Here is a 20480-nt window from a genome sequence, read left to right on the forward strand (position 1 = left end):
CCAGGTTACACGAATTCATTTAATTAGTGTAATTAGTTTTACATCGTGTTATTGATCTTTCCGTTTTTATAAATGCCCAACACACTTAGTCCTTCCGTTAATGATGCTATTTTTTTTATTACGTTTTTAAATTGTGCTATGGTCTCAAATTCCATATCGGCATGAAACGAATATTTAAAATCGCTACCGGGTATAGGCATGCTCTGCAGCTTGGAAAGATTGATACCTTCTTCTGCAATCTTTGTAAGCACTTTTGCCAAGCTGCCTTTGGAGTGATCGGTAAAAAAATTGATGGAGGCCTTGTCTGCACCTTCTATTTCACTTACTACATCCTGCCTTTGTAATACTAAAAACCTGGTGTAATTATTTTTGAGTGTGTGAATATTGGGGGCAATCATGTTAAGGTTATATAATTCGCCGGCCAGCTTGCTTGCAATGGCTGCAATGTGTTTGCTCTTGTGCTGGTGTATATGTTTGGCGCTTAACGCAGTGTCTTCCGTTTCCACCAGCTTCCAGTTGTATTTATCTAAAAAGCCAAAGCATTGTTGTATGGCCATGGGGTGAGAGTGTACTTCTTTAATATCTTCAAGCGATACACCAGGATTTACGAGCAGGTTTTGTTTTATCTGCAGGTAAATTTCTCCCGCAATTTTTAAATTGCTTTTCAGCAATAAATTGTAGTTGGGTAAGATACTTCCGGCTATGGAATTTTCTATGGCCATTACACCGCCATCACTTTGTTTTTTGTCGGCCGCAATTTTTATTACTTCCTTAAAAGTAGCACAGCAGATCACTGCAGTATCCTTACCATAAAATTGCCGGGCTGCCACCTGGTGAAAGCTACCTTCAAAACCTTGTATTGAAACCTTTTTGGCCATAATAATTCTTTAAAACAAAAATCCCGGCCTTTTGAGCCGGGATTCTTTTTATGTTAGTCTGTTTATTGTATTCAGTTTTAACAAAAGCATCCCGGCCTATTTATAAAATAGTAGCTAAAATAAAAGAAGCTATGGTTGCCTTTGTTCATCATTGTATGTCAAAAATAGTAAAACAAATTTATACGAACAAAAAAAAATCCCTCTTAAAAGAAAGAGGGACTTTAACGATTGCTTGCCATATGAAAACTTTTATGCTTAGCCGGCCATTTAAAAACAAGCAACCAGGTGCCGGTTGTCAGAATACTTACTTCTTAGCAGTAGTATCTTTCTTAGCAGCAGTAGTGTCTTTTGGAGCAGCAACTGGAGTTGTGTCTTTTGGAGCAGCTGGAGTTGTGTCTTTTGGAGCAACAGCTGAAGTGTCTTTTGGAGTTTCAGTTGCAGTTTCACCATTGTTACAAGCAGTAAAAACAGAAGCTACTGCGATTGCTAAAAATACTTTTTTCATTTTTGTTTGTTTAATTTTTAAAAATTATAATTTCATATTTATACTGGGATTTAAAAAAGGTAACCCATTGTTTCTATTAATTTTTTTTTTCGTTCTTTTGGGTTACAAATAGTCATTAAACGTATTAATATAAACCGGGTGAGTACTTTAGAAGAAGACAAACTGATATTAAAAGGACTGGCGGAGAACGATAAACAGGCCATTGAGACCATTTACAGGGCTAATTACGCTATGATTCAGGCTTTTATACTGAACAATAATGGCACCTATGATGATGCCAGGGATATTTTTCAGGAAGCAATGATTGTGTTATTTGAAAAGGCCCGGACAGATAGTTTTGAACTGAGCAGCCAGATTAAGACGTATATATATAGTGTTTGCAGGCGGCTTTGGCTAAAAAGACTGACCCAGATGCAGCGTTACAGTGGCAACCTGGAGAATATGGAAGAAACAATACCGGTGGAAGAGGAACTGGAAAACCATGAAAAACGCAATGCCGACTTTACATTAATGGAAACAGCCATGAGTAAAATCGGAGAACCCTGCAAAAGCCTTTTGGATGCTTACTATATACAAAAGAAGCACATGCAGGAAATAGCGGCTGATTTTGGTTATACAAATGCCGATAATGCAAAAACACAGAAGTATAAATGCCTGATGCGATTGAAAAAATTATTCTTTGCACAATATAAAAACGGACAATAAGATGGAGGACATAGTATTATTAGACGCTGTTGAAAGATATCTTAGAGGAGAGATGTCTGCAGAGGAAAGAACCTTCCTGGAAGAAATGCGTAAAAGCAATCCTGAGGTTGACCAGATGGTAGTGGAGCATACTTTCTTTTTAAATGAAGTAGATAAATACAGCAGCACTAAGAATTTTAAACATTCACTGGTAGAAACAGAAGCTAAACTAACTGAAGAAGGTGTTATAAACCCATCTAAACTGCCGGGTAAAGCCAAAGTAGTTTTTTTATGGAAAAGATACAAACGTATTGCTGCTGTTGCTGCAAGTATAGCAGGTATCGTTTCTATATTAACAGCAGGTATCACTTCTGTTTACAACAGCAATAAAACTAATCCTGAAATTGAAAAATTAAAAAGGGATTTAGGTGCTATTAAAGAAGGACAGAAACAAACCAATAGCGAACTGAATGCTGTAAAAAGCAAAATTGGCCCTAATGCAATTGCAATTTCGGGAGGCACTGGTTTTTTAATAGATGCACAAGGTTACCTGATTACCAATGCGCATGTGCTGCAGGGTAAAACAATTATTGCCACCAATGAAAAAGGCCGCCAGTTTGTAGCTACAGTTTGCATGCAGGATAATACCAGGGATATTGCGGTGTTGAAAATTGACGATAAAGATTTTATTCCCTATAAATCCCTGCCATACAGCATCAGTAAATCTGTAAATCTTGCAGAACCTGTTTACACAATGGGATATCCTAAAGACGGTATTGTATATGGCGAAGGTTATTTGAGCAGCGAGACCGGTTACCAGAATGATACACTGTCTTACCAGATTGCCATTGCAGCCGATCATGGCAACAGCGGTGGCCCTGTATTAAATAAGAATGGCGATGTTATCGGGATTTTAAGTGATAAATCAGCAGGTGGCGGTGTATATGCAGTAAAATCAATGTACATTTTTAAAACTGTGGAGAATCTTAAAAAGGATTCCGCCTTCTCTAATATTAAACTGAACGCAACCAACAGCATTAAAAATTTAATCAGGGAAAACCAGGTAAAAAAAATAAACAGTTGTGTTTTCTTAATTAAGAGTTATCAATAAATAGCTTGAGCAAAAAGCGAATAATAAAAAAAGGTCCTGAAAGTTTCAGGACCTTTTTTAGTATTGCAAACAACTTTATATTACCATAAAGAAGAAGGATATTCTCCATCTGCCACCAATTTATCAATACTTGCTTTTACAACAGGGGCATCTTCTTTATAAGTTACTCCAAACCATTGTGAAGAACATGGGATCACTTTGATGGTGCCATCCTGCGAGGACACAAATTCATCACCAATAAGTGGTATAAAAAACTCTGCTTTAATATTGTGGCTATTATCTTTAACAAACTGGTGGAATAATTTTTCTGTTGCCGGAAAAACCGATTGGTGGAAACACCAGAAATTCATAGATACACTCGAATCAAAAGGTACTTCGTGTTTACCATCTTCATCCTCATAAACAATGGTATCTCCTTCCCTGTATATTTTTGTTCTTTCTTTAATGCTCACCAAATTATTTTCCGCATCTACCTGGCAAACGCCACGGCTAACAGTTCCATGTTCGCTTAAAGTTTTTGCCAGTTCGTAACCAATGATGGAATATGTTTTTTTGTTGCAGGCATTATTTAAAAATGCTGCTGCTTTTACAAATGCATCACTACCATAAAAATCGTCTGCATTAATTACTGCAAAAGGCTCTTTAATTACATCTTTGGCGCATAAAATAGCATGGCCGGTGCCCCATGGCTTTGTTCTTCCTTCAGGAACGGGCATACCATCCAGGTGAGAGGTCATTTCCTGGTACACATATTCAGTCTTTATCTTTCCCTGTAATTTAGGTTCAAAACTGGCTTTAAATCCTTCAGCAAAATCTTTACGGATGATGAATACCACTTTTCCAAAACCTGCACGGATGGCATCATAAATTGAATAATCCATAATGGTTTCACCACTGGGGCCAAAGCCTTGTGTTTGTTTCATACTTCCATAGCGGCTTGCCATGCCGGCAGCTAAGATCAATAGAGTTGGTTGCATTGATAACTTAAATTAATAATGAAAAATTAAAAACCGATTTTTGTGCAGCGAAATTACTATAAACCGATAAGTTATCATCAAAATGCCGTTTAATATTTTAGATGCCCCCGTTGAAATGCTGTCCGATGATATGCTGCTGCAAAAAAATATCTCCCTTTCGGTTTTAAGGCTAGATAAAATTCATCCGGTAGTATCGGGTAATAAATTTTTTAAACTGCATTATTTTTTAGCCGATGCATTGCAATCGCAACATAAAACAATACTTACGTTCGGCGGCACATATTCCAACCACCTGGTGGCTACTGCTTTTGCCTGCCAGGCCAATGGCTTAAAAAGCATTGGTATTGTAAGGGGCGAAATGCCTGCAGCATTATCCCACACACTACAACAATGTATGGATTATGGCATGCAGTTAAAATTTATTTCAAGAGAGGCCTATTCAAAAAAAGAAGATGCTCATTTTGTAAATGAATTACGCACCGTATACGGAGAAGCCATCATCATCCCCGAAGGTGGCTATCATCCCGCCGGTGCCCGGGGTGCCGCACTAATTGGCCAACTGGCACCAGCAGACAAGTATACACACCTTTGTACCGCTGCTGGTACCGCTACAACTACTGCAGGCTTATTGCAAAGTGCCGGCGCTCAACAGCAAATTATATGTGTTCCTGTTTTAAAAGGGATGACCGATATAGCTGAACGAATTAATGTACTCAATGGCAAAACTTTTTCCCAGCAACAATTGCAGCTCTTTAATGGCTATCATTTTGGTGGGTATGCGAAAAAAACCCCTGAACTCATCAGTTTTATGAACCAATTGTGGCAACATCATCAACTGCCTACGGATTTTGTATACACCGGCAAATTATTTTTTGCCATATACGACAAGTTAAAACAAGGTTATTTTTCTTCAGGCAGCAATATTCTTTGCCTGCATACCGGGGGCTTGCAGGGTAATAATTCGTTGCCACCAGGCACATTATTATTCTAATTTGCAACATCCCTTTATATTTGTGTTACAAAATTTTTCAGGCTTATCCTCGTTTTACAATTATGCAAAGGATCTCCTTTTTATTTATCCTTATTTTAAATCTTTTTGCCGTTACCCTTACTGCACAGAAAACGCTGCCCGATATTACCGTAAAAAACCTTAATGGCCAGATCATTGTGAGTTGGGTAAATAATTACAAAGTGCCCGTTACCACCATTAATATCCAGCGTTCTTACGATAGTTTAAAAAATTATACCACCATTGGCTCGGTTTTAAATCCGCAGAATATTGAAAATGGTTACGCCGATAGTAAACCCCCGTATAATAAAATGTATTACCGGGTGTTTATTTCTTTTGACGGCGGCAGTTATATTTTCAGTAAAGTTGCAAGGCCCGTAAAAGATGTGGTGGAGGTAGTTGCAGATAGTGCCGCCAACAGCTATAACAATGGCACAGCTGCCCAGCAGCCGGCACCTGATACTTCTTTCCCTTTTTTAATAAGAGGCAGGGATAAATCGGCAGTACAAACGATCAATGATCCCAAAAACAAAGACCCCAGAAATATTCAACCCAAAACAACGTTGCCCGCCATTAATAACCCGGATTTGATCACTTATCCCAGCAGGCGTATTTTTACTGCAAAGGATAATAATGTGGTTATTTACCTGCCCGGTGCAGAAACAAAAAAATACATGGTGAAGTTTTTTGAAGAAAACGAGACCCCTCTTTTTGAATTAACTAAACTTCATGAGGATTACCTGATAATTGAGAAGGTAAATTTTGTGCATGCCGGCTGGTTTCATTTTGAAATTTATGAGAACGGCAAACTCATTGAAAAGAACAAATTTTTTATAGCCAAAGACGGTAAGGTTAGTAATTAAGAAAATGGCTTTTCAATTACTGGTTAGCATCAAAAACTTTTTCAAAATTATTCCTGATCTTTTCCTTTACTGCTTCATAGTTAACCTTAAGCCCTAACTCTCTTTCAATAGAAGTAACCTGTTTGTTTTGTATACCACAGGGAATGATATTATTAAAATAACTGAGGTCGGTATTTACATTCAAAGCAAAGCCATGCATGGTTACCCAGCGGCTGCAACGTACCCCAATGGCACATATCTTTCTTTCTTTACCTGCAATGCCCGGGTCAATCCATACACCTGTTTCCCCACTGCTTCTTTCGCCTTTAATCCCATACTCTGCAATAGTTAAAATAATCACCTCTTCCAAATTGCGGAGGTATTTACCAATGTCGGTATAAAAATTTTCCAGGTCTAAAATGGGATACCCAACCACCTGCTGCAAACCATGAAAGGTAATATCTCCCCCCCTGTTGGTATTAAAAAACTGGATATCATTTTCCGCCAGTTCGGCTTCGCTCATCAATACATTGCTGATATTGCCACTTTTACCTAAAGTGTAAACAGCAGGGTGTTCACAGAAAAGGAAGTAATTGGTGGTGGTGAGTTGTGGGTCGTGAGTGGTGGGCAATGCATCCTGCGCCACTAATTCCTGAGCTTTTCTGTTAGCCGTTTTAATGGCAACATTCTGCTGCAGCAACTCCTCCTGGTAATCCCAGGCAGCTTTGTACTCAATAATTCCCAAATCTTTAAATATCACTTTGCGCTTATCCACTGCAATGTTTTAATTTGCAAAGATAAAAGGGATTTATGATGTTTGATAGAGATTTATGATTTACGATATTTGATTTATGATATGTGATCTTGCCGCAACCTGACTAAACCTCTAAACCCTAAACTTCTAAACAAATTATGAAACAGGAAGAAAATATAGAAGAGATAGAAACCAGCGACTCGGAAGAGTTATACGAAAAGCTGGTGATCACCATTACCAAAGGCCAGGAACCATTGCGTATTGATAAATTTTTAATGAGCCGTATTGAAGGTGCCACCCGCAATAAAATCCAGCAGGGCATTGATGATGAAATGGTGCTGGTGAATGAAAAGCCCGTAAAAAATAATTACAAAGTAAAAACAGGCGACAGGATTGTAGTGTATGATGACCGTTCACCGGAAATATCAGAGATCATTCCTGAAAACATTCCGTTGAATATTCAATACGAAGATGACGATATACTCATCATCAATAAACCGGCAGGAATGGTGGTGCATCCGGGCAGCGGCAACCCCAATGGCACATTGGTAAATGCGGTGGCATATTACCTGCAACAGCAAAACCCCGGTATTGATGAAACTGAACTGAACCGTTTTGGTTTAGTGCACCGCATTGATAAAAACACCAGCGGTTTACTGGTAATGGCAAAAAATAAACATGCCATGACGCATTTAGCCAAACAATTTTTTGACCATACCGTACACCGCAGGTACATTGCATTGGTATGGGGAGATTTTGATACAGAAGAAGGCACTGTTATCGCACATGTGGGAAGGCATTTGCGCTTTAGAAAATTATTTACGGCTTACCCCGATGGCGACCATGGTAAAGATGCCATCACTCACTACAAAGTTTTAGAACGTTTTAATTATGTAACACTGGTAGAATGCAGGCTGGAGACAGGACGCACCCACCAGATACGTGTGCATATGCAACTGATAGGCCACCCGCTTTTTAATGATGATTTTTATGGCGGCGACAGGATAGTAAAAGGTACCGTATTTACCAAATACAAACAGTTTGTAGATAATTGTTTTGAATTATGCCAGCGACAGGCCTTACATGCAAAAGAGCTGGGATTCATTCATCCTGTCACAAAGGAAAAAATGTTTTTTGAAAGTGAAATGCCCGGGGATATGAATGCCGTGATTGAAAAATGGAGAAAATATATCGGTCATAAAGCGCATGAATAGTTTACAATAATTTTTTTAGAATCATGAATACAAGACAAGCCTATAATACCTGGTCGCAACAATACGACACCAACATTAATAAAACACGTGACCTTGAAGCACAGTCACTGAGAATGGTTTTATCAAACCTTCAATTCAATACTTGCCTTGAGATTGGTTGTGGTACAGGAAAAAACACGGAGTGGTTAATTACCAAAGCAAAACAGGTTACTGCCGTTGATCTTTCTGAAGAAATGATGGCCAAAGCAAAAGCGAAAATTAATTCCAACATAGTACAATTTATACAGGCAGACATAACAGGCGCCTGGTCGTTTGCTTCAATGCAATACGATTTAATAACATTCAGTTTGGTATTAGAGCATATCCAAAATCTCGATCATATTTTTAGTGAAGTGTCTAAATCTTTAACTACAGGCGGACATGTGTATATTGGCGAACTACATCCTTTTAAACAATATGCCGGCACTAAAGCAAGGTTTGAAACAGAAGAAGGTTTACAGGTAGTGGACTGTTATACCCACAATATTTCTGAGTTTACCCGGGCTGCAAAAAAATACGGGCTTGCTATTGAAGAGGTGAATGAATATTTTGATGATAATGACAGCAATACAATTCCCAGGATACTTACATTGCTTTTACAGAAGCCATAATGCCAGGGCTTTCTTTTTTAAAGTTTTCAGCGAGTCAAAAAATATAAAATTCGGCTTACCTATTTTAAAATTGCATTCTGAATAAAAAATTGAATAAGATAAGAAATGAAACATATTTTTTTTACAGTCGCTACAACTCTGTTTACTCTTTCAACTTTTTTTGTTTTTTCGCAGAATGCCAAACAATGTAATTCTTATCTTGAAGAGGAGAACAAATATGTCTTTGATAATCTAATTCCTTCGGGCGAATATTTATTGGATGCTTACAAAACATGTTTGCGCTATAACAAGGATAGTGCCTCACTTAATAAATTAAGTAATCTCGATTTTTTTGACATCATATCTGTTTCAAAAGATGGCCTGGGGGGCTGGGGCAGAAACCGGGCTGATCGGAAGCAATATTTAATAGATCAAAACTTTAAGCCTGTTAAAAAGCTGCCTGATACATATAGTTATCTGCCTTTTGAAGGAAACTATTCAATCTTTTTTGGGAATGATATGATGCATGGCATAATTAATTCAAAAGGATCAATTATTATTCCACCGGCATACAATGAAATTTATGCAGCAACGGCAGACAAATGGGTAGTTATGAATAAAGCCAAATGGGGAATGATTGATAAAAATGCAAAGCTTATAGTGCCTCTAATTTATGACGATGCAAAACTTTTTAAAGACGGACTCATTGCAGTGAAGAAAGATGGGAAATATGGTTTCGTTGATGAACACAATAAAAACGTAATACCATTCACCTATGAATCTGCGGGTTCATTTTCTGATGGCGCAGCGCTAGTGAAATCAGCAGGTAAATATGGTTACATTGAGAAAAATGGAAAAATAAAAATCCCTTTTGCCTATGACGAAGCAATGGATTTATTTCATCAATCTGCCGGAGTAAAGCGTGATGGCAAATGGGGGCTCATTGATTTAAATGGTAAATTATTGACTGGCTACATATTTGATGGACTTCGCTTTCTTTATAACTCCGAATTTATACAGGTATACAAAAATGGGAAAACAGGATGCATCAGCGTAAAAGGAGAGATTATATTAGATCCGGAATATGACGAAATAGGAGTAATGAGCAAAGGTTATTTAAGATTGTATAAAGATGGTCTTGCTATGATCTATAATATAAAGACCAAAAATTTTTGCGATAACAAATATGAAATCATGGGGCAATTCTTTTATGACGGGGTTGCTTTTTTTAAAAGAAATGGAAAGTATGGATTCATTGACACGACATTTAAAGAAATTATTCCTCCTGAATATGAACTTGTTACCGATGTATTTCTTGATGGGTTGGCCAGGGTAAAAAAAGATGGAATGCTGGGATACATCAATAAAAAAAATGAAGCTGTTATCCCCATTGGATTTGATACAGAATATGATCATAAATCAGGAGTTATATTACTAAGGAAAAGAATCTTGTATTACCTGTTTAGCACTTCAGGTGAACTAATCACTGAATTGCCAAAAGATTTAAAAGTTACTGATGGATTCTATAACGGGTTGGCACGTTTTACCAAAGGTTTAAATTATGGATTTATAGATCAGAAAGGGAAGGTGATTATCGAAGCAAAGTATGCATCTCTTCCGCAATACCATACCGGAAAAATAACCGCCCGTTTAAACAAATTGTGGGGTTGTATTGATCTGGGAGGCAATGAAATTGTTCCATTTATTTATGCTGATGAAGAAACTGCAAGATTACATATACCAAACTGATAATTTTATTTGAAAGTGATAAGAACTGGCTTTTACATTGTCTTCTTATGAAACAGATTGGTAAGGCATTAATCGACATATCAAATTTTATGAATGAACATCAAACAATACCTGGAAAGAATTGGCTATGATGGCCCCATTGATAGTACATTGCAAGTACTCTCACAACTTCAATACATGCATTTAATGCATGTACCATTTGAAAACCTCGATATACATACCAATACAAAAATAGATCTTTCAAATTTGTACGATAAAATTGTAACCAGAAAAAGAGGTGGCTTTTGCTATGAATTAAACGGGTTATTTTACGAGTTGCTGAAAGAAATTGGCTATGCTGTGAAAATGGTTTCAGCAAGAGTGTATGATGGTAAAAAAGAGTATAGTCCGGAATTTGATCATCTGGCTTTGATAGTGAAAATAAACAAAGACAATTATCTTGTAGACGTGGGATTTGGTGAATTTTCGTTACAGCCAATTTTAATAGTATTGAATAAAGAAACTAATGACCCCAGAGGCATTTTTAAAATAGAGGCCAACTATAAAAATTACATACTGGTTACAAAAAAGAATCCGGAAGGTAATTTTATACCGGAATATTTATTTTCAGAAAAGGAAAGGCAGCTGAATGAATTCCGGGAAATGTGTAACTATCATCAGACAAATCCTACATCTCATTTTATGCAAAAAAGAATTTGCTCCTTACCAACAAAAAACGGAAGAATAACTTTAACAGGAGACATTTTGAAAATAACCGAAAACAAAGAAGTAAAAGAGTGGCAATTAAACGATGAACATGAAATACTACAGGAATTATGGAATTACTTTGGAATAAAACTTTGATAACTCTTGCTGCCGTATATTTGTTTACCATCACATAAAAAATGAACGCCACCACAGCCGCATTAAATGAATTATTCAGCAGGATACCACGCCGGCATTCTCCGGACAATGTAAAAGACATCAATAACATCTTAACTGAATACGAAGACCTTTTAATTGCCATTGAGGCGGTGAATTCTTTTTATGAAAAAAGTATACCACCTTTTTTTGATGACCTTGAAAGCGTAAAAGCAGCCATAAAAAAATCAAACGATAACAAAGCATCAAAAAAAAATAAAGACAGTTTTTTTGATGAAGCCTCCGGCTTGCTGAAAGACAGTGTGCAATCAGCAATAGAATTATATGCTGATGGCAGGAGAACTTCATAAAAACACATTCAGTGCTCTACCCTTTTGCTTCACCCTTGCAGTTCCTCCCCTTGCAGCTACACAATATGCGAACCATGTAACTTATTTTAAAAATTATGTAATGTTTTAGTTTTAAAAACGAGTGATCCATTCCTGTTACCCGGTAATCTTTTTAATTGTTTTTAAAGCCGTATAATGAATAAATTTCTCTTCCTGATTTTTTTCACTACTATCTTTAAATAGTTTTAGCAAGGTAAAGGATACCCTGATAAAAAATCAGACCGCTTAAGTAAAAAACTGGCAGAGCCAGTAGACAAATAAACAATATTACAGAAGGTGCTTACAATAAAAAAACAGGATCACTTTTCGCACCTATTTTATTTTACCGGGCAGTAACCTGAAGCAGGATTTTACAAAACCATTTCACATGGCACGTAAATACCGGGGTAAACTGGGTGTGTTTACTTTAGCAACAGCCGCATTAAGTTTTGCCGATAAGCCAATACAAAAGCAGGCATTACAATTCAGAACCGGGCATACCAATGCTTTAAAAGAGAGTAAATTTATTTCCAATCCAGGAGGTGTATATGAGTTTTATTCACTGGCGGTAATAAGCACTTAAGGTTTCATTTTTAAAAATGAAAAGATGAAGAATATTACACTGTTGCCTACACAGGCTTACCTTACCGGGACTGTTATTGAAAGTACTTTAAAATATTTATCCGGAAGAACAAGGCCATCATTTATAGCCCCGGCGAAGAAGCCAGGCCAAGATTCCCGGTGCCTTTTGGCAATACTTCCCGTGACTTTAACAGTAACAAGTGAACAGTTCCTTTCCTTCAGGCCAAACTTCAGTGGCATTTGCCGCAGCTACCGTTTTTGCAATGGAATACAAAAACACTTTATGGGCTCCTATATTTTCATATTCAGCAGCTTCACTGATAAGCCTGAGCAGGATAACAGAAAATAAATATTGGACAACAGATATTTTTGTTGGGGCAGTACCCGGTTAGTTATCTGGCAGGCAGATCGTACATAATTATCACCGGTATACAAAACTAAAATCCCCGACGATGCAAAAGAATTCAGTACCATTCAATGTGCAATACAACGAGTACCATCAAACAGCACCAGGGTTAGTATATCATACCAGGTGATTATTTTTTTCTTCCTGTTTTTTCTATTTACTTAACTTTATTGCCTGTAAAGCATAAACACTTTATTGCAATGATGGCTGCATGGTAAAATTTTCCACCACTATATTAAAGTTTGATAAGCAGGGCGAAAAAACCGGATGGACCTATATTACCATTCCTGCAAAAATTGCGCAGCAAATAAAACCGGGCAATAAAAAATCATTTCGTGTAAAAGGCAAACTGGATGATTTTGAAATTGAAAAAGTGGCACTGATACCAATGGGCGAAGGTGATTTTATAATGGCCATTAATGCAGCTATGCGTAAAGGTATCCGCAAGCAAAAAGGCGCCGGCATCAAAGTGCAATTAACTGCTGATGCAGCTCCTATTCTTCCTCCGTCTGAATTGATAGAATGCATGGCCGATGAACCTGAAGCATTGCAATATTTTAATGCCTTACCGCAGGGGCACAGAAATTATTTTACCAAATGGATAGACAGCGCAAAGACTGATGCAACCAAAGCCAAACGAATTGCACTGGTCATTAAAACCATGATCCGCAAAATGGATTTTGGCGCCATGTTAAGAGAAGAAAGAGAGGAAAGAAAAAAATTAACCGGCCTTTAAATAACCTCACATTCACTATTTTCAATCCTGAGCACAGCCGAAGGGTACATTTCACGATTCACGATTCACCATTGACGATTCACTACTGCCTACCTTATCAATATTGTTGTTCCTTTTTGTTCTATACGCTTGCCCGTATCTATATTGGTGTATTGCAGCAGCCACACATAAGTTGCAGCATCTGCTCCCTGTCCCTTAAAAGTACCATCCCATTTGTTGGTCCAGTCAGTAGTAGAAAAGATCAGCTGCCCAAAACGGTTATACACTTTAAAAATAAGGTCTCTGGCTTTGTAGGCGTTTAAAGGATAGAGGTAATCATTTATGCCATCCTGGTTAGGTGTAAATGCATTGGGCACTGCGATATAACAATTCCCTACCACTTTAATAGTTTCCACTGCAGTATCCTTACAACCTAAATTATTGGTTACAATTAATTGCACAGGTACATTCCTGATGCTGGTTGAAAAAGGATAAGTTTGTTGCGGTGGTTGTTGTAATAAACTGGTATTACCATTACCAAAATCCCAGTACCAGGAAACAATTTTACCGATACTGCTTTCTTTATAACTGGCCAGGTCACCGGGGCAAACCACGGCCGTAGCTTCAAACTCCGCTTTTAAATCATTGTCCAAAAGAATTGTCTTTATTGCAGATGTGTCTTTACAAACACCGTTAGACACAATAAGCTGTGCCGTTTTATTGCCAAAAGTTGCGTACACCATTGACGGATTTTGTAAACCACTGGTGCGGATATTATCAAAATTCCATTTCCATAAATTCACTTCGTTTCTGCCGTCATGAAAATAATTGATGGTATCCCTTTTGCAACCCAAATTGATGCTGTAAGTAAAATCGGCATTCACCGTATCTTTTGTTTCAAAACTTAATGCAGCACCGGCAGGTGTTTCCTGTCCGCATTCATTAATGATGGTGTTGTTATCGGTGTTGCTTCTTTGTAATACTACCTGGTAAGTACCTTTGGTTTGAATAGGCGCAGATAATTTCACTTTAATTACCGGTGTTAATCCATCTGCCGAACACACTCCCGAAGCCGCAATAACAGTAACCGGTGTAGTACCCGATATCATTGTTACCCTGAAATCGCTGCCATCAGCAGCAATACTGCTGCAACGAATCAAGCGAAGCTGTTTACTGAAATCTAAAAATAATTCATCAGGTGCACAACCAGGTTTTGTAAGGCTATCCATTGGCGTGGGAAATACAGGGTATACTACAAGGGGAATATTTTCACCCACAGGTATTAATTGATCGCAATAATCTTTTAAAGTATTCCCATCAGCATTGCCATTTTTTATGGTGATGGTGTAATTACCAGGAGGCAATGGAGCATCGAGAGTGAGGATCACCGAGTCCATATCAAACCCGTTGCTGCAACCAAAGCCTGATGCAGCAATAACGTTTGCCAATGCTGGTGTTATAAAAAATTCGCTCCCGTTTGCTGAAAGTGAATTACAGGTCATCTGTTTGTTCAGCTTAATCGTTGCCTGGGTACCATCGCATGCTGCTCTTGCACTTAACAAATGTGGTGCCAAGGGGTCTGTGATGTTTGCTGTACCTCCGCCAAATGTAAGGTCGTAGCCATTTCCGCTACTTCTGAAATTGGTGATCATTAAAAGATAATCGTGCCCTACCAGGATGGTTGGCATGGCATTAAACGGATTAGTTTCACCCTCGCAATGAGAGTTGCCCACGCCTGCAGCCGTACAACCTGTCGGATAATTAGGAAATGGTGGATTGTTGCTGCTAACACCGTATAAATTTAAAGAAACCTGTAATGAGGCATCGGTAAGTGCATCATTGGGATTGCGGCCGGTAATGTCAAAAACCTCCCAATCATAATCTGCCTGGGGGGTTGTACCATTAATAACAAAACCTAGTGTACCGGTTTGATAGCAATGAAATTTATACCAGAAAGAATTATCTGCATTGTAAGTGGTGCAACCGGAGCCACTGGGAATTGCCGCTATTGGTGAAGTACAGCTTGCCGCCCCGCTTTGATGAAAATTTTTGGTGCCACAAACCGGAATAGCCTGGGCCGGGTTTTGCCCGATCAACGTAGTACAACTCTGCGAAAATGCAGTATCGGCCAGGCCGCAAAAAAGCAACAAAACAATCAGTACTGGTAATTTTTTAAACATAACAGTGGCGAAATTATTATAAAGATGCCTTTATACGCAATAATGCTGCAAGTGTTAATAAGGTTTTAACAAGTAAAGATGTATGAAATGATGTAATTACACAATAAAATGAAAACTGATATGGTTATTTCACCTTCCCTTTGATCTCCTGCAATTTCAATAAAGCCTCCACCGGCGTCAGGCGGTTAATATCCACCGTCTCCAGCAATTTGCGTATTTCATCAAAGGTATCGGAATGAGCATCAAAAATACTCAGCTGTACCTTTGGTGCGCTTAATTGCTTTACGGCTTCATCGGTATTGCTGTTGCGGCTCTCCTCCAACTGCACCAGTATTTCGTTGGCCCTGTTAATTAAAGAGGGCGGCATACCGGCCATACGTGCAACATGTATACCAAAACTGTGGGTGCTGCCGCCCGGCGCCAGCTTACGCAGGAAAATAATTTTATTACCTACTTCTTTATTGGTAACGTGGTAGTTTTTTACACCGGGTAATTTATTTTCCAGTTCGTTCAACTCGTGGTAATGTGTGGCAAATAATGTTTTGGGAGAAGCTGCGCTATTGTACAAATGCTCTACAATACTCCACGCAATGGAAATACCATCATAGGTAGAAGTGCCTCTTCCTATTTCATCCAGCAAAATTAAACTGCGGCTGGTGATGTTGTTGATGATGCTGGCGGTTTCATTCATTTCCACCATGAACGTACTTTCGCCACCGCTTAAATTATCGCTTGCGCCTACCCTTGTAAATATCTTATCCGTTAAAGGTATTTTTGCATCCGACGCCGGCACAAAACTACCCATATGTGCCATTAAAGTGATGAGTGCAGTTTGCCTGAGTATGGCACTCTTACCACTCATGTTGGGCCCGGTTAAAATAATTATTTGCTGAGATGAGGGGTCCAGTAAAATATCATTGGCAATATAAGGTTCGCCAACGGGCAGGTATCTTTCTATTACCGGGTGACGGCTGTCTTTCAAATCTAAAATATCGCCATCACTCAATAAAGGTTTTTTATAACTGAAGTGCAAAGCATTATTGGCAAAACAGGTTAAGCAATCCAGTATGGCCATCACATGCCCGTTCACCTGCATTGGTGCAATATAATCCTGCAGCTCGTTCAGTAATTTTTCGAAGAGCTGCATTTCAATTTGTAAGATCTTATCTTCTGCACCAACAATTTTTTCTTCGTATTCTTTTAGTTCCGGAGTAATGTAGCGCTCTGCATTTACCAATGTTTGTTTGCGTATCCAGGTATCGGGCACTTTGGTTTTATGGGCATGTGTAACTTCCAGATAATAACCAAACACATTGTTGAAACTTATTTTTAAAGAAGATATACCTGTTGCCAAAGCTTCTTTCTGTTGCAATTGCAGCAAATAATCTTTACCGCCGCTGGCAATTTTTCTCAGGTCGTCTAATTCTTCGTTAATGCCTGTTGCAATCACGCCGCCTTTTGCAGCCGCAACAGGTGGATTTTCATTCAGCTCTTTAATGATCTTATCTAAAATATATTTACACGGATTAAGAGAATCCCCTAATCTTTTTAAATAATCATTGGTACTGTTTTCACCAATCAATTTGATGGCTTCCGTTTGTTGCAGGCCTTTTGCAATCTGCAACACTTCCCTGGGGTTTACTTTTTTCAGCGGCACTTTACTCACCAGCCTTTCCACATCACCGGCCTGTTTAAGGTGGTGTGTAATTTTATTTCTTATATCAACATCCTTAATAAAAAATTCAACGGTACTTAAGCGTTCATTTATTTTATCAATATTATTTAAGGGCATTATGATCCAGCGCTTCAGCAATCTTGCCCCCATCGCACTCACCGTATTGTCCATTACTTTCAATAAAGTATTCTGCCCTTCTCCACCAAATAATTCCAGGTTGCGTATGGTAAAACGATCCATCCATAAATGTTCGTCTTTATCTATTCTTTGTATGGAAGTAATATGGCCAAGATTGGGATGTTCGGTATCTTTTAAATAATGCAGTATTGCACCGGCTGCAATTATTGCTGTAGTTAAACTTTCAATGCCAAACCCTTTTAAACTGTGCGTACCAAAATGTTTTAATAAACTTTCGGTGGCATAGGCTTCTGCAAATATCCATTCATCTAATGTGTAGGTAAAAAATTTAGTACCGAATAATTCCCTGAATTGCTTTTGCCTGTTGCGCTGAAAAATCACTTCTGCAGGCCTTAAGCTTTGTAATAACTTATCAGCATAAGCGGCATCACCTTCTGCTAAAAAAAATTCACCGGTGCTGATATCTAAAAAAGCAATACCCACTTTTTCATTATCAAAATGCAAAGCGGCTAAAAAATTATTGCTGTTATGTTCTAATAATTTATCGCTGGTGGCTACACCGGGCGTAACCAATTCTGTAACGCCACGTTTTACAATACCCTTGGCTTGTTTGGGATCTTCCAGCTGATCGCAGATGGCCACACGATAACCGGCTTTTACCAGTTTGTGTAAATAGGTATCTAATGCATGATGTGGAAAACCTGCTAACTGGGACGATTTTTCATCTCCATTATTGCGCTTGGTAAGGGTAATACCTAAAACGGTGGAGGTCTTTACCGCATCATCACCAAATGTCTCGTAAAAATCACCCACCCTAAAGAGCAGAATAGCATCAGGGTATTTAGCCTTGATGGCATTATGTTGCTGCATTAACGGGGTTTCGCCAACTGCTTTTGCCATAGTTGGCAAAAATAGGAAACCACGATGAATGTTTGCACATTATAAGTTGGTGAATAAACCCCGTCAGCGGTTGCAAACCCCGGCGGCGGTTATTTCTCTTTTCAACCGCCGACCGGGCTGATAGCCTACGACGGGGTTTATGTAACAGTTTTCAGACTAATTATCCTGTTTGGTCAATATCTCTTTCTTCATCTTTTCCCACAACCCGTCAAAGGTCTGATGATTTTCTTCTTTCCATTTAGTGCTGAAGGCCTTTATTTTTTCTGCCCTGTCCTCTTTGGTTAGCCGGAAAAAGGCTGTGATGGCTTCGCCGTCGTATTCATGTGCCATCTGGTTGTACAATTCTTTTAATTGCTTTTCCTTGCGGATATTGCTGTGGGCAATTTCAATTTCCATTTCCTCCCTCAGCATTACTTTTTCGTCGTAGCTGCCGCCGGGTAATAGTGTTTTTGCAATTACCGGCATCAGTTCTATCAGCATTAAAATAAATACGATCAGGTAATAGCGAAACTGCAGGGCAGAATTATTTTTCAGTAAATTACTCAGTGCATCTACCCGGGTTAAAAAACCATTGTTGAGGTATTGTGTAAAAGCCAGTTCTTCTGCCTTTATTTTTCCTTCCATCTCATTCAGTTCTTTATCGGCATCATTTAATTTAGGCTGATCTGCTTTTATCAGTGCCTGGTATTCTTCATCTAATTTCTGGTATTCATTTCGTTTGGCAATCGCAATATCTTTAATGCCCACTTTGCCTGTACCGCCGCTGCCATCTGTTTCGGCTAAAAAATTCTGCCGTGCTTTATTCACATCAGCATATTTATTATCGAGCTCTGTTTTAATTTTTTCTTTTTGCAGCAATAATTCGTTCTTGCGATTGCTATACAGGCTATCCAGTTCCTGTCGCTTTACCATTTTACGTTTTTCATTATCCAGCGATGTCTGCATTTTTATTTCTTTATCAAACATATACAATACGGCAGGCTGTGCCATAAATGTACCGATGGTAATAGCCAGCAGTGCCCTGAATAATAATGGTGTAAATTTTTTCTTATTGAATTTGGTAATGCCTTTTATTAAAGCCCTGTCGATAGTAAGAATAATAAAACCCATAAATATACCCAGTGCTACTGCCAGCACTCCGGAATCAACAATGGTGCTGAAAAAATACGTCCACGTAAAACTGGCAAATAACCATGTGGCCAAAACCGTCATGCCAATGATGCGGTAGCGGTTCCTGTCTACAACTGAATCAATCAGTATTTCCCTTTCGGCTGTGGATAACCACCATAAAAATTCGGTCAGTTGAGATGGCTCATAGGTTTCCCTTTGAGAAAGCGGAATGTTTCTTTCTGTCATTTGAATTGGTTAAATGAATTAATAAACGTTCAATAGTTGAGTTGAACCAGAAAGAAGAGTTGAAGTATTTGCAAAATAAATAATCCCGATGGATTAACGGATGCTTATTGCATTTATTTTAGCCCTGGCAATACATTAACAGTTTCTTAAATCTCCCGGTTAAACTTGGGTTGTATAAAAGCATCTATTCTCATATCTTTGCAACCTCTTAAAAAAGAGAGGCTTGTTTATAAATTCAGGTAATATGAAAAAAATCTACAGTGCGTTGTTTTTGATGATGATGGTAGCTACCATTAGTGCACAACCTCCAAAGGGCATGGGCCAAAGCGATCCGGAAGCCAAAAAAGTACTGGATGCTGTAAGCGCCAAGTTTAAAACCTTTAAAAGTGTTACTGCAAAATTTGCATTAAAAATAGAAAATGCTGCCGGCAAAAGCCTGGGTACCAAATCGGGTACAGTATATATGAAAGGCACCAAATACCGCATGAGCGTTAAGGGCCAGGATGTATTTTGCGATGGCAGCAATGTGTGGACCTACGATAAAGCCAGCAATGAAGTAACGATCAGTAAATTAGACCTTACCAATAATACCATTACTCCCCAGAAATTGTTCACCAATTTTTACGATAAGGATTTTTTGTATAAACTAAACGGCGAAGTAAAAGGCGTGCAGGAAGTAGAGTTGACCCCTATTGATAAAAGCAAGGCTTTTCACAAAGTGCTGGTAAATATTAATAAGGCATCTCAAACCATTACTTCGGGAAAAGTATTTGAAAAAACCGGCAACCGTATCACCTATTCCATTGCAAGTATGAATACCAGTGCACTTGTACCTGATGCACAATTTATATTTGACCAGAAAAAATACCCGGGCGTTGATGTTGTAGATTTAAGATAAACGGTTCAAACATATTTGTAAAAGGATTGAAATAAAACTTCAATCCTTT

Annotated in this window: 20 protein-coding genes; 14 read left to right on the forward strand and 6 right to left on the reverse strand. The window is 38.4% G+C overall.

The features are described from left to right. Positions 1 to 38: 38 nt before the first annotated feature. Positions 39 to 878 (reverse strand): prephenate dehydratase, encoded by an 840-nt coding sequence (locus tag ACYVM0_RS12015; protein ID WP_460557341.1) that lies wholly within the window; start codon positions 876 to 878, stop codon positions 39 to 41. Between the two features lie 131 nt (positions 879 to 1009). Here ACYVM0_RS12015 and ACYVM0_RS12020 point away from each other — a divergent pair, with 131 nt between their 5' ends. The 3 genes from ACYVM0_RS12020 to ACYVM0_RS12030 are packed head-to-tail and all read left to right on the forward strand — an operon-like array spanning position 1010 to position 3178. Next, positions 1010 to 1495 (forward strand): hypothetical protein, encoded by a 486-nt coding sequence (locus tag ACYVM0_RS12020; protein ID WP_460557343.1) that lies wholly within the window; start codon positions 1010 to 1012, stop codon positions 1493 to 1495. 26 nt (positions 1496 to 1521) lie between these two features. Further along, positions 1522 to 2088, forward strand: a complete 567-nt coding sequence (locus tag ACYVM0_RS12025; RefSeq protein ID WP_430990525.1) for an RNA polymerase sigma factor — start codon at positions 1522 to 1524, stop codon at positions 2086 to 2088. Between the two features lies 1 nt (position 2089). Then, positions 2090 to 3178, forward strand: a complete 1089-nt coding sequence (locus tag ACYVM0_RS12030; RefSeq protein WP_460557345.1) for a S1 family peptidase — start codon at positions 2090 to 2092, stop codon at positions 3176 to 3178. An 80-nt stretch (positions 3179 to 3258) separates the two neighbouring features. On the opposite strand, the gene ACYVM0_RS12035 is transcribed toward ACYVM0_RS12030, so the two are convergent. Further along, the gene (locus ACYVM0_RS12035) at positions 3259 to 4155 is read right to left on the reverse strand and encodes a glycosyltransferase family protein (protein ID WP_460557347.1); all 897 of its coding nucleotides are present in this window, start codon (positions 4153 to 4155) and stop codon (positions 3259 to 3261) included. An 82-nt stretch (positions 4156 to 4237) separates the two neighbouring features. On the opposite strand from ACYVM0_RS12035, the gene ACYVM0_RS12040 reads away from it, so the two are divergent. Together ACYVM0_RS12040 and ACYVM0_RS12045 are read left to right on the forward strand one after the other, a co-directional pair. Beyond that, a complete protein-coding gene (locus ACYVM0_RS12040) occupies positions 4238 to 5146 on the forward strand; it encodes a 1-aminocyclopropane-1-carboxylate deaminase/D-cysteine desulfhydrase (protein WP_460557349.1) in 909 nt (302 codons plus the stop codon). Between the two features lie 62 nt (positions 5147 to 5208). Next, positions 5209 to 6027: a hypothetical protein gene (locus tag ACYVM0_RS12045; RefSeq protein WP_460557351.1), complete on the forward strand. Its 819-nt coding sequence runs from the start codon at positions 5209 to 5211 to the stop codon at positions 6025 to 6027. 16 nt (positions 6028 to 6043) lie between these two features. Here ACYVM0_RS12045 and lipB read toward each other — a convergent pair whose 3' ends face one another. Next, positions 6044 to 6781, reverse strand: a complete 738-nt coding sequence (gene lipB, locus ACYVM0_RS12050; protein WP_460557353.1) for a lipoyl(octanoyl) transferase LipB — start codon at positions 6779 to 6781, stop codon at positions 6044 to 6046. Positions 6782 to 6918: 137 nt separating this feature from the next. Here lipB and ACYVM0_RS12055 point away from each other — a divergent pair, with 137 nt between their 5' ends. The 8 genes from ACYVM0_RS12055 (at position 6919) to ACYVM0_RS12090 (ending at position 13305) form a co-directional block, all read left to right on the forward strand. Then, positions 6919 to 7974 carry an RluA family pseudouridine synthase gene (locus ACYVM0_RS12055; RefSeq protein ID WP_460557355.1) on the forward strand — a complete coding sequence of 352 codons (1056 nt, stop codon included), beginning with the start codon at positions 6919 to 6921 and terminating at the stop codon, positions 7972 to 7974. A 23-nt stretch (positions 7975 to 7997) separates the two neighbouring features. Beyond that, the gene (locus ACYVM0_RS12060) at positions 7998 to 8624 is read left to right on the forward strand and encodes a class I SAM-dependent methyltransferase (RefSeq protein WP_460557357.1); all 627 of its coding nucleotides are present in this window, start codon (positions 7998 to 8000) and stop codon (positions 8622 to 8624) included. A gap of 105 nt (positions 8625 to 8729) precedes the next feature. Beyond that, positions 8730 to 10352 (forward strand): WG repeat-containing protein, encoded by a 1623-nt coding sequence (locus ACYVM0_RS12065; protein WP_460557359.1) that lies wholly within the window; start codon positions 8730 to 8732, stop codon positions 10350 to 10352. A 93-nt stretch (positions 10353 to 10445) separates the two neighbouring features. Further along, positions 10446 to 11195, forward strand: coding sequence for an arylamine N-acetyltransferase family protein (locus ACYVM0_RS12070; RefSeq protein ID WP_460557361.1), 750 nt, complete (start codon positions 10446 to 10448; stop codon positions 11193 to 11195). 41 nt (positions 11196 to 11236) lie between these two features. Further along, positions 11237 to 11563: a hypothetical protein gene (locus tag ACYVM0_RS12075; protein WP_460557363.1), complete on the forward strand. Its 327-nt coding sequence runs from the start codon at positions 11237 to 11239 to the stop codon at positions 11561 to 11563. A 406-nt stretch (positions 11564 to 11969) separates the two neighbouring features. After that, positions 11970 to 12164 carry a hypothetical protein gene (locus ACYVM0_RS12080; RefSeq protein ID WP_460557365.1) on the forward strand — a complete coding sequence of 65 codons (195 nt, stop codon included), beginning with the start codon at positions 11970 to 11972 and terminating at the stop codon, positions 12162 to 12164. Between the two features lie 262 nt (positions 12165 to 12426). Beyond that, the gene (locus tag ACYVM0_RS12085; RefSeq protein ID WP_460559875.1) at positions 12427 to 12555 is read left to right on the forward strand and encodes a hypothetical protein; all 129 of its coding nucleotides are present in this window, start codon (positions 12427 to 12429) and stop codon (positions 12553 to 12555) included. A 225-nt stretch (positions 12556 to 12780) separates the two neighbouring features. After that, a complete protein-coding gene (locus ACYVM0_RS12090; RefSeq protein WP_460557367.1) occupies positions 12781 to 13305 on the forward strand; it encodes a DUF1905 domain-containing protein in 525 nt (174 codons plus the stop codon). An 89-nt stretch (positions 13306 to 13394) separates the two neighbouring features. Here the strand turns inward: ACYVM0_RS12090 and ACYVM0_RS12095 are convergent, their stop codons facing one another. The 3 genes from ACYVM0_RS12095 to ACYVM0_RS12105 form a co-directional block, all read right to left on the reverse strand. Next, positions 13395 to 15464, reverse strand: coding sequence for a T9SS type B sorting domain-containing protein (locus tag ACYVM0_RS12095; RefSeq protein WP_460557369.1), 2070 nt, complete (start codon positions 15462 to 15464; stop codon positions 13395 to 13397). Positions 15465 to 15588: 124 nt separating this feature from the next. Further along, positions 15589 to 18177, reverse strand: a complete 2589-nt coding sequence (mutS, locus tag ACYVM0_RS12100; protein WP_460557371.1) for a DNA mismatch repair protein MutS — start codon at positions 18175 to 18177, stop codon at positions 15589 to 15591. Between the two features lie 156 nt (positions 18178 to 18333). Further along, positions 18334 to 19533, reverse strand: a complete 1200-nt coding sequence (locus ACYVM0_RS12105) for a DUF4407 domain-containing protein (protein ID WP_460557373.1) — start codon at positions 19531 to 19533, stop codon at positions 18334 to 18336. A 244-nt stretch (positions 19534 to 19777) separates the two neighbouring features. Between ACYVM0_RS12105 and ACYVM0_RS12110 the strand changes: the two genes are divergently transcribed. Beyond that, positions 19778 to 20431, forward strand: a complete 654-nt coding sequence (locus ACYVM0_RS12110; protein WP_460557375.1) for a LolA family protein — start codon at positions 19778 to 19780, stop codon at positions 20429 to 20431. Positions 20432 to 20480: the final 49 nt, after the last annotated feature.

The organism is Ferruginibacter profundus (assembly GCF_054783275.1).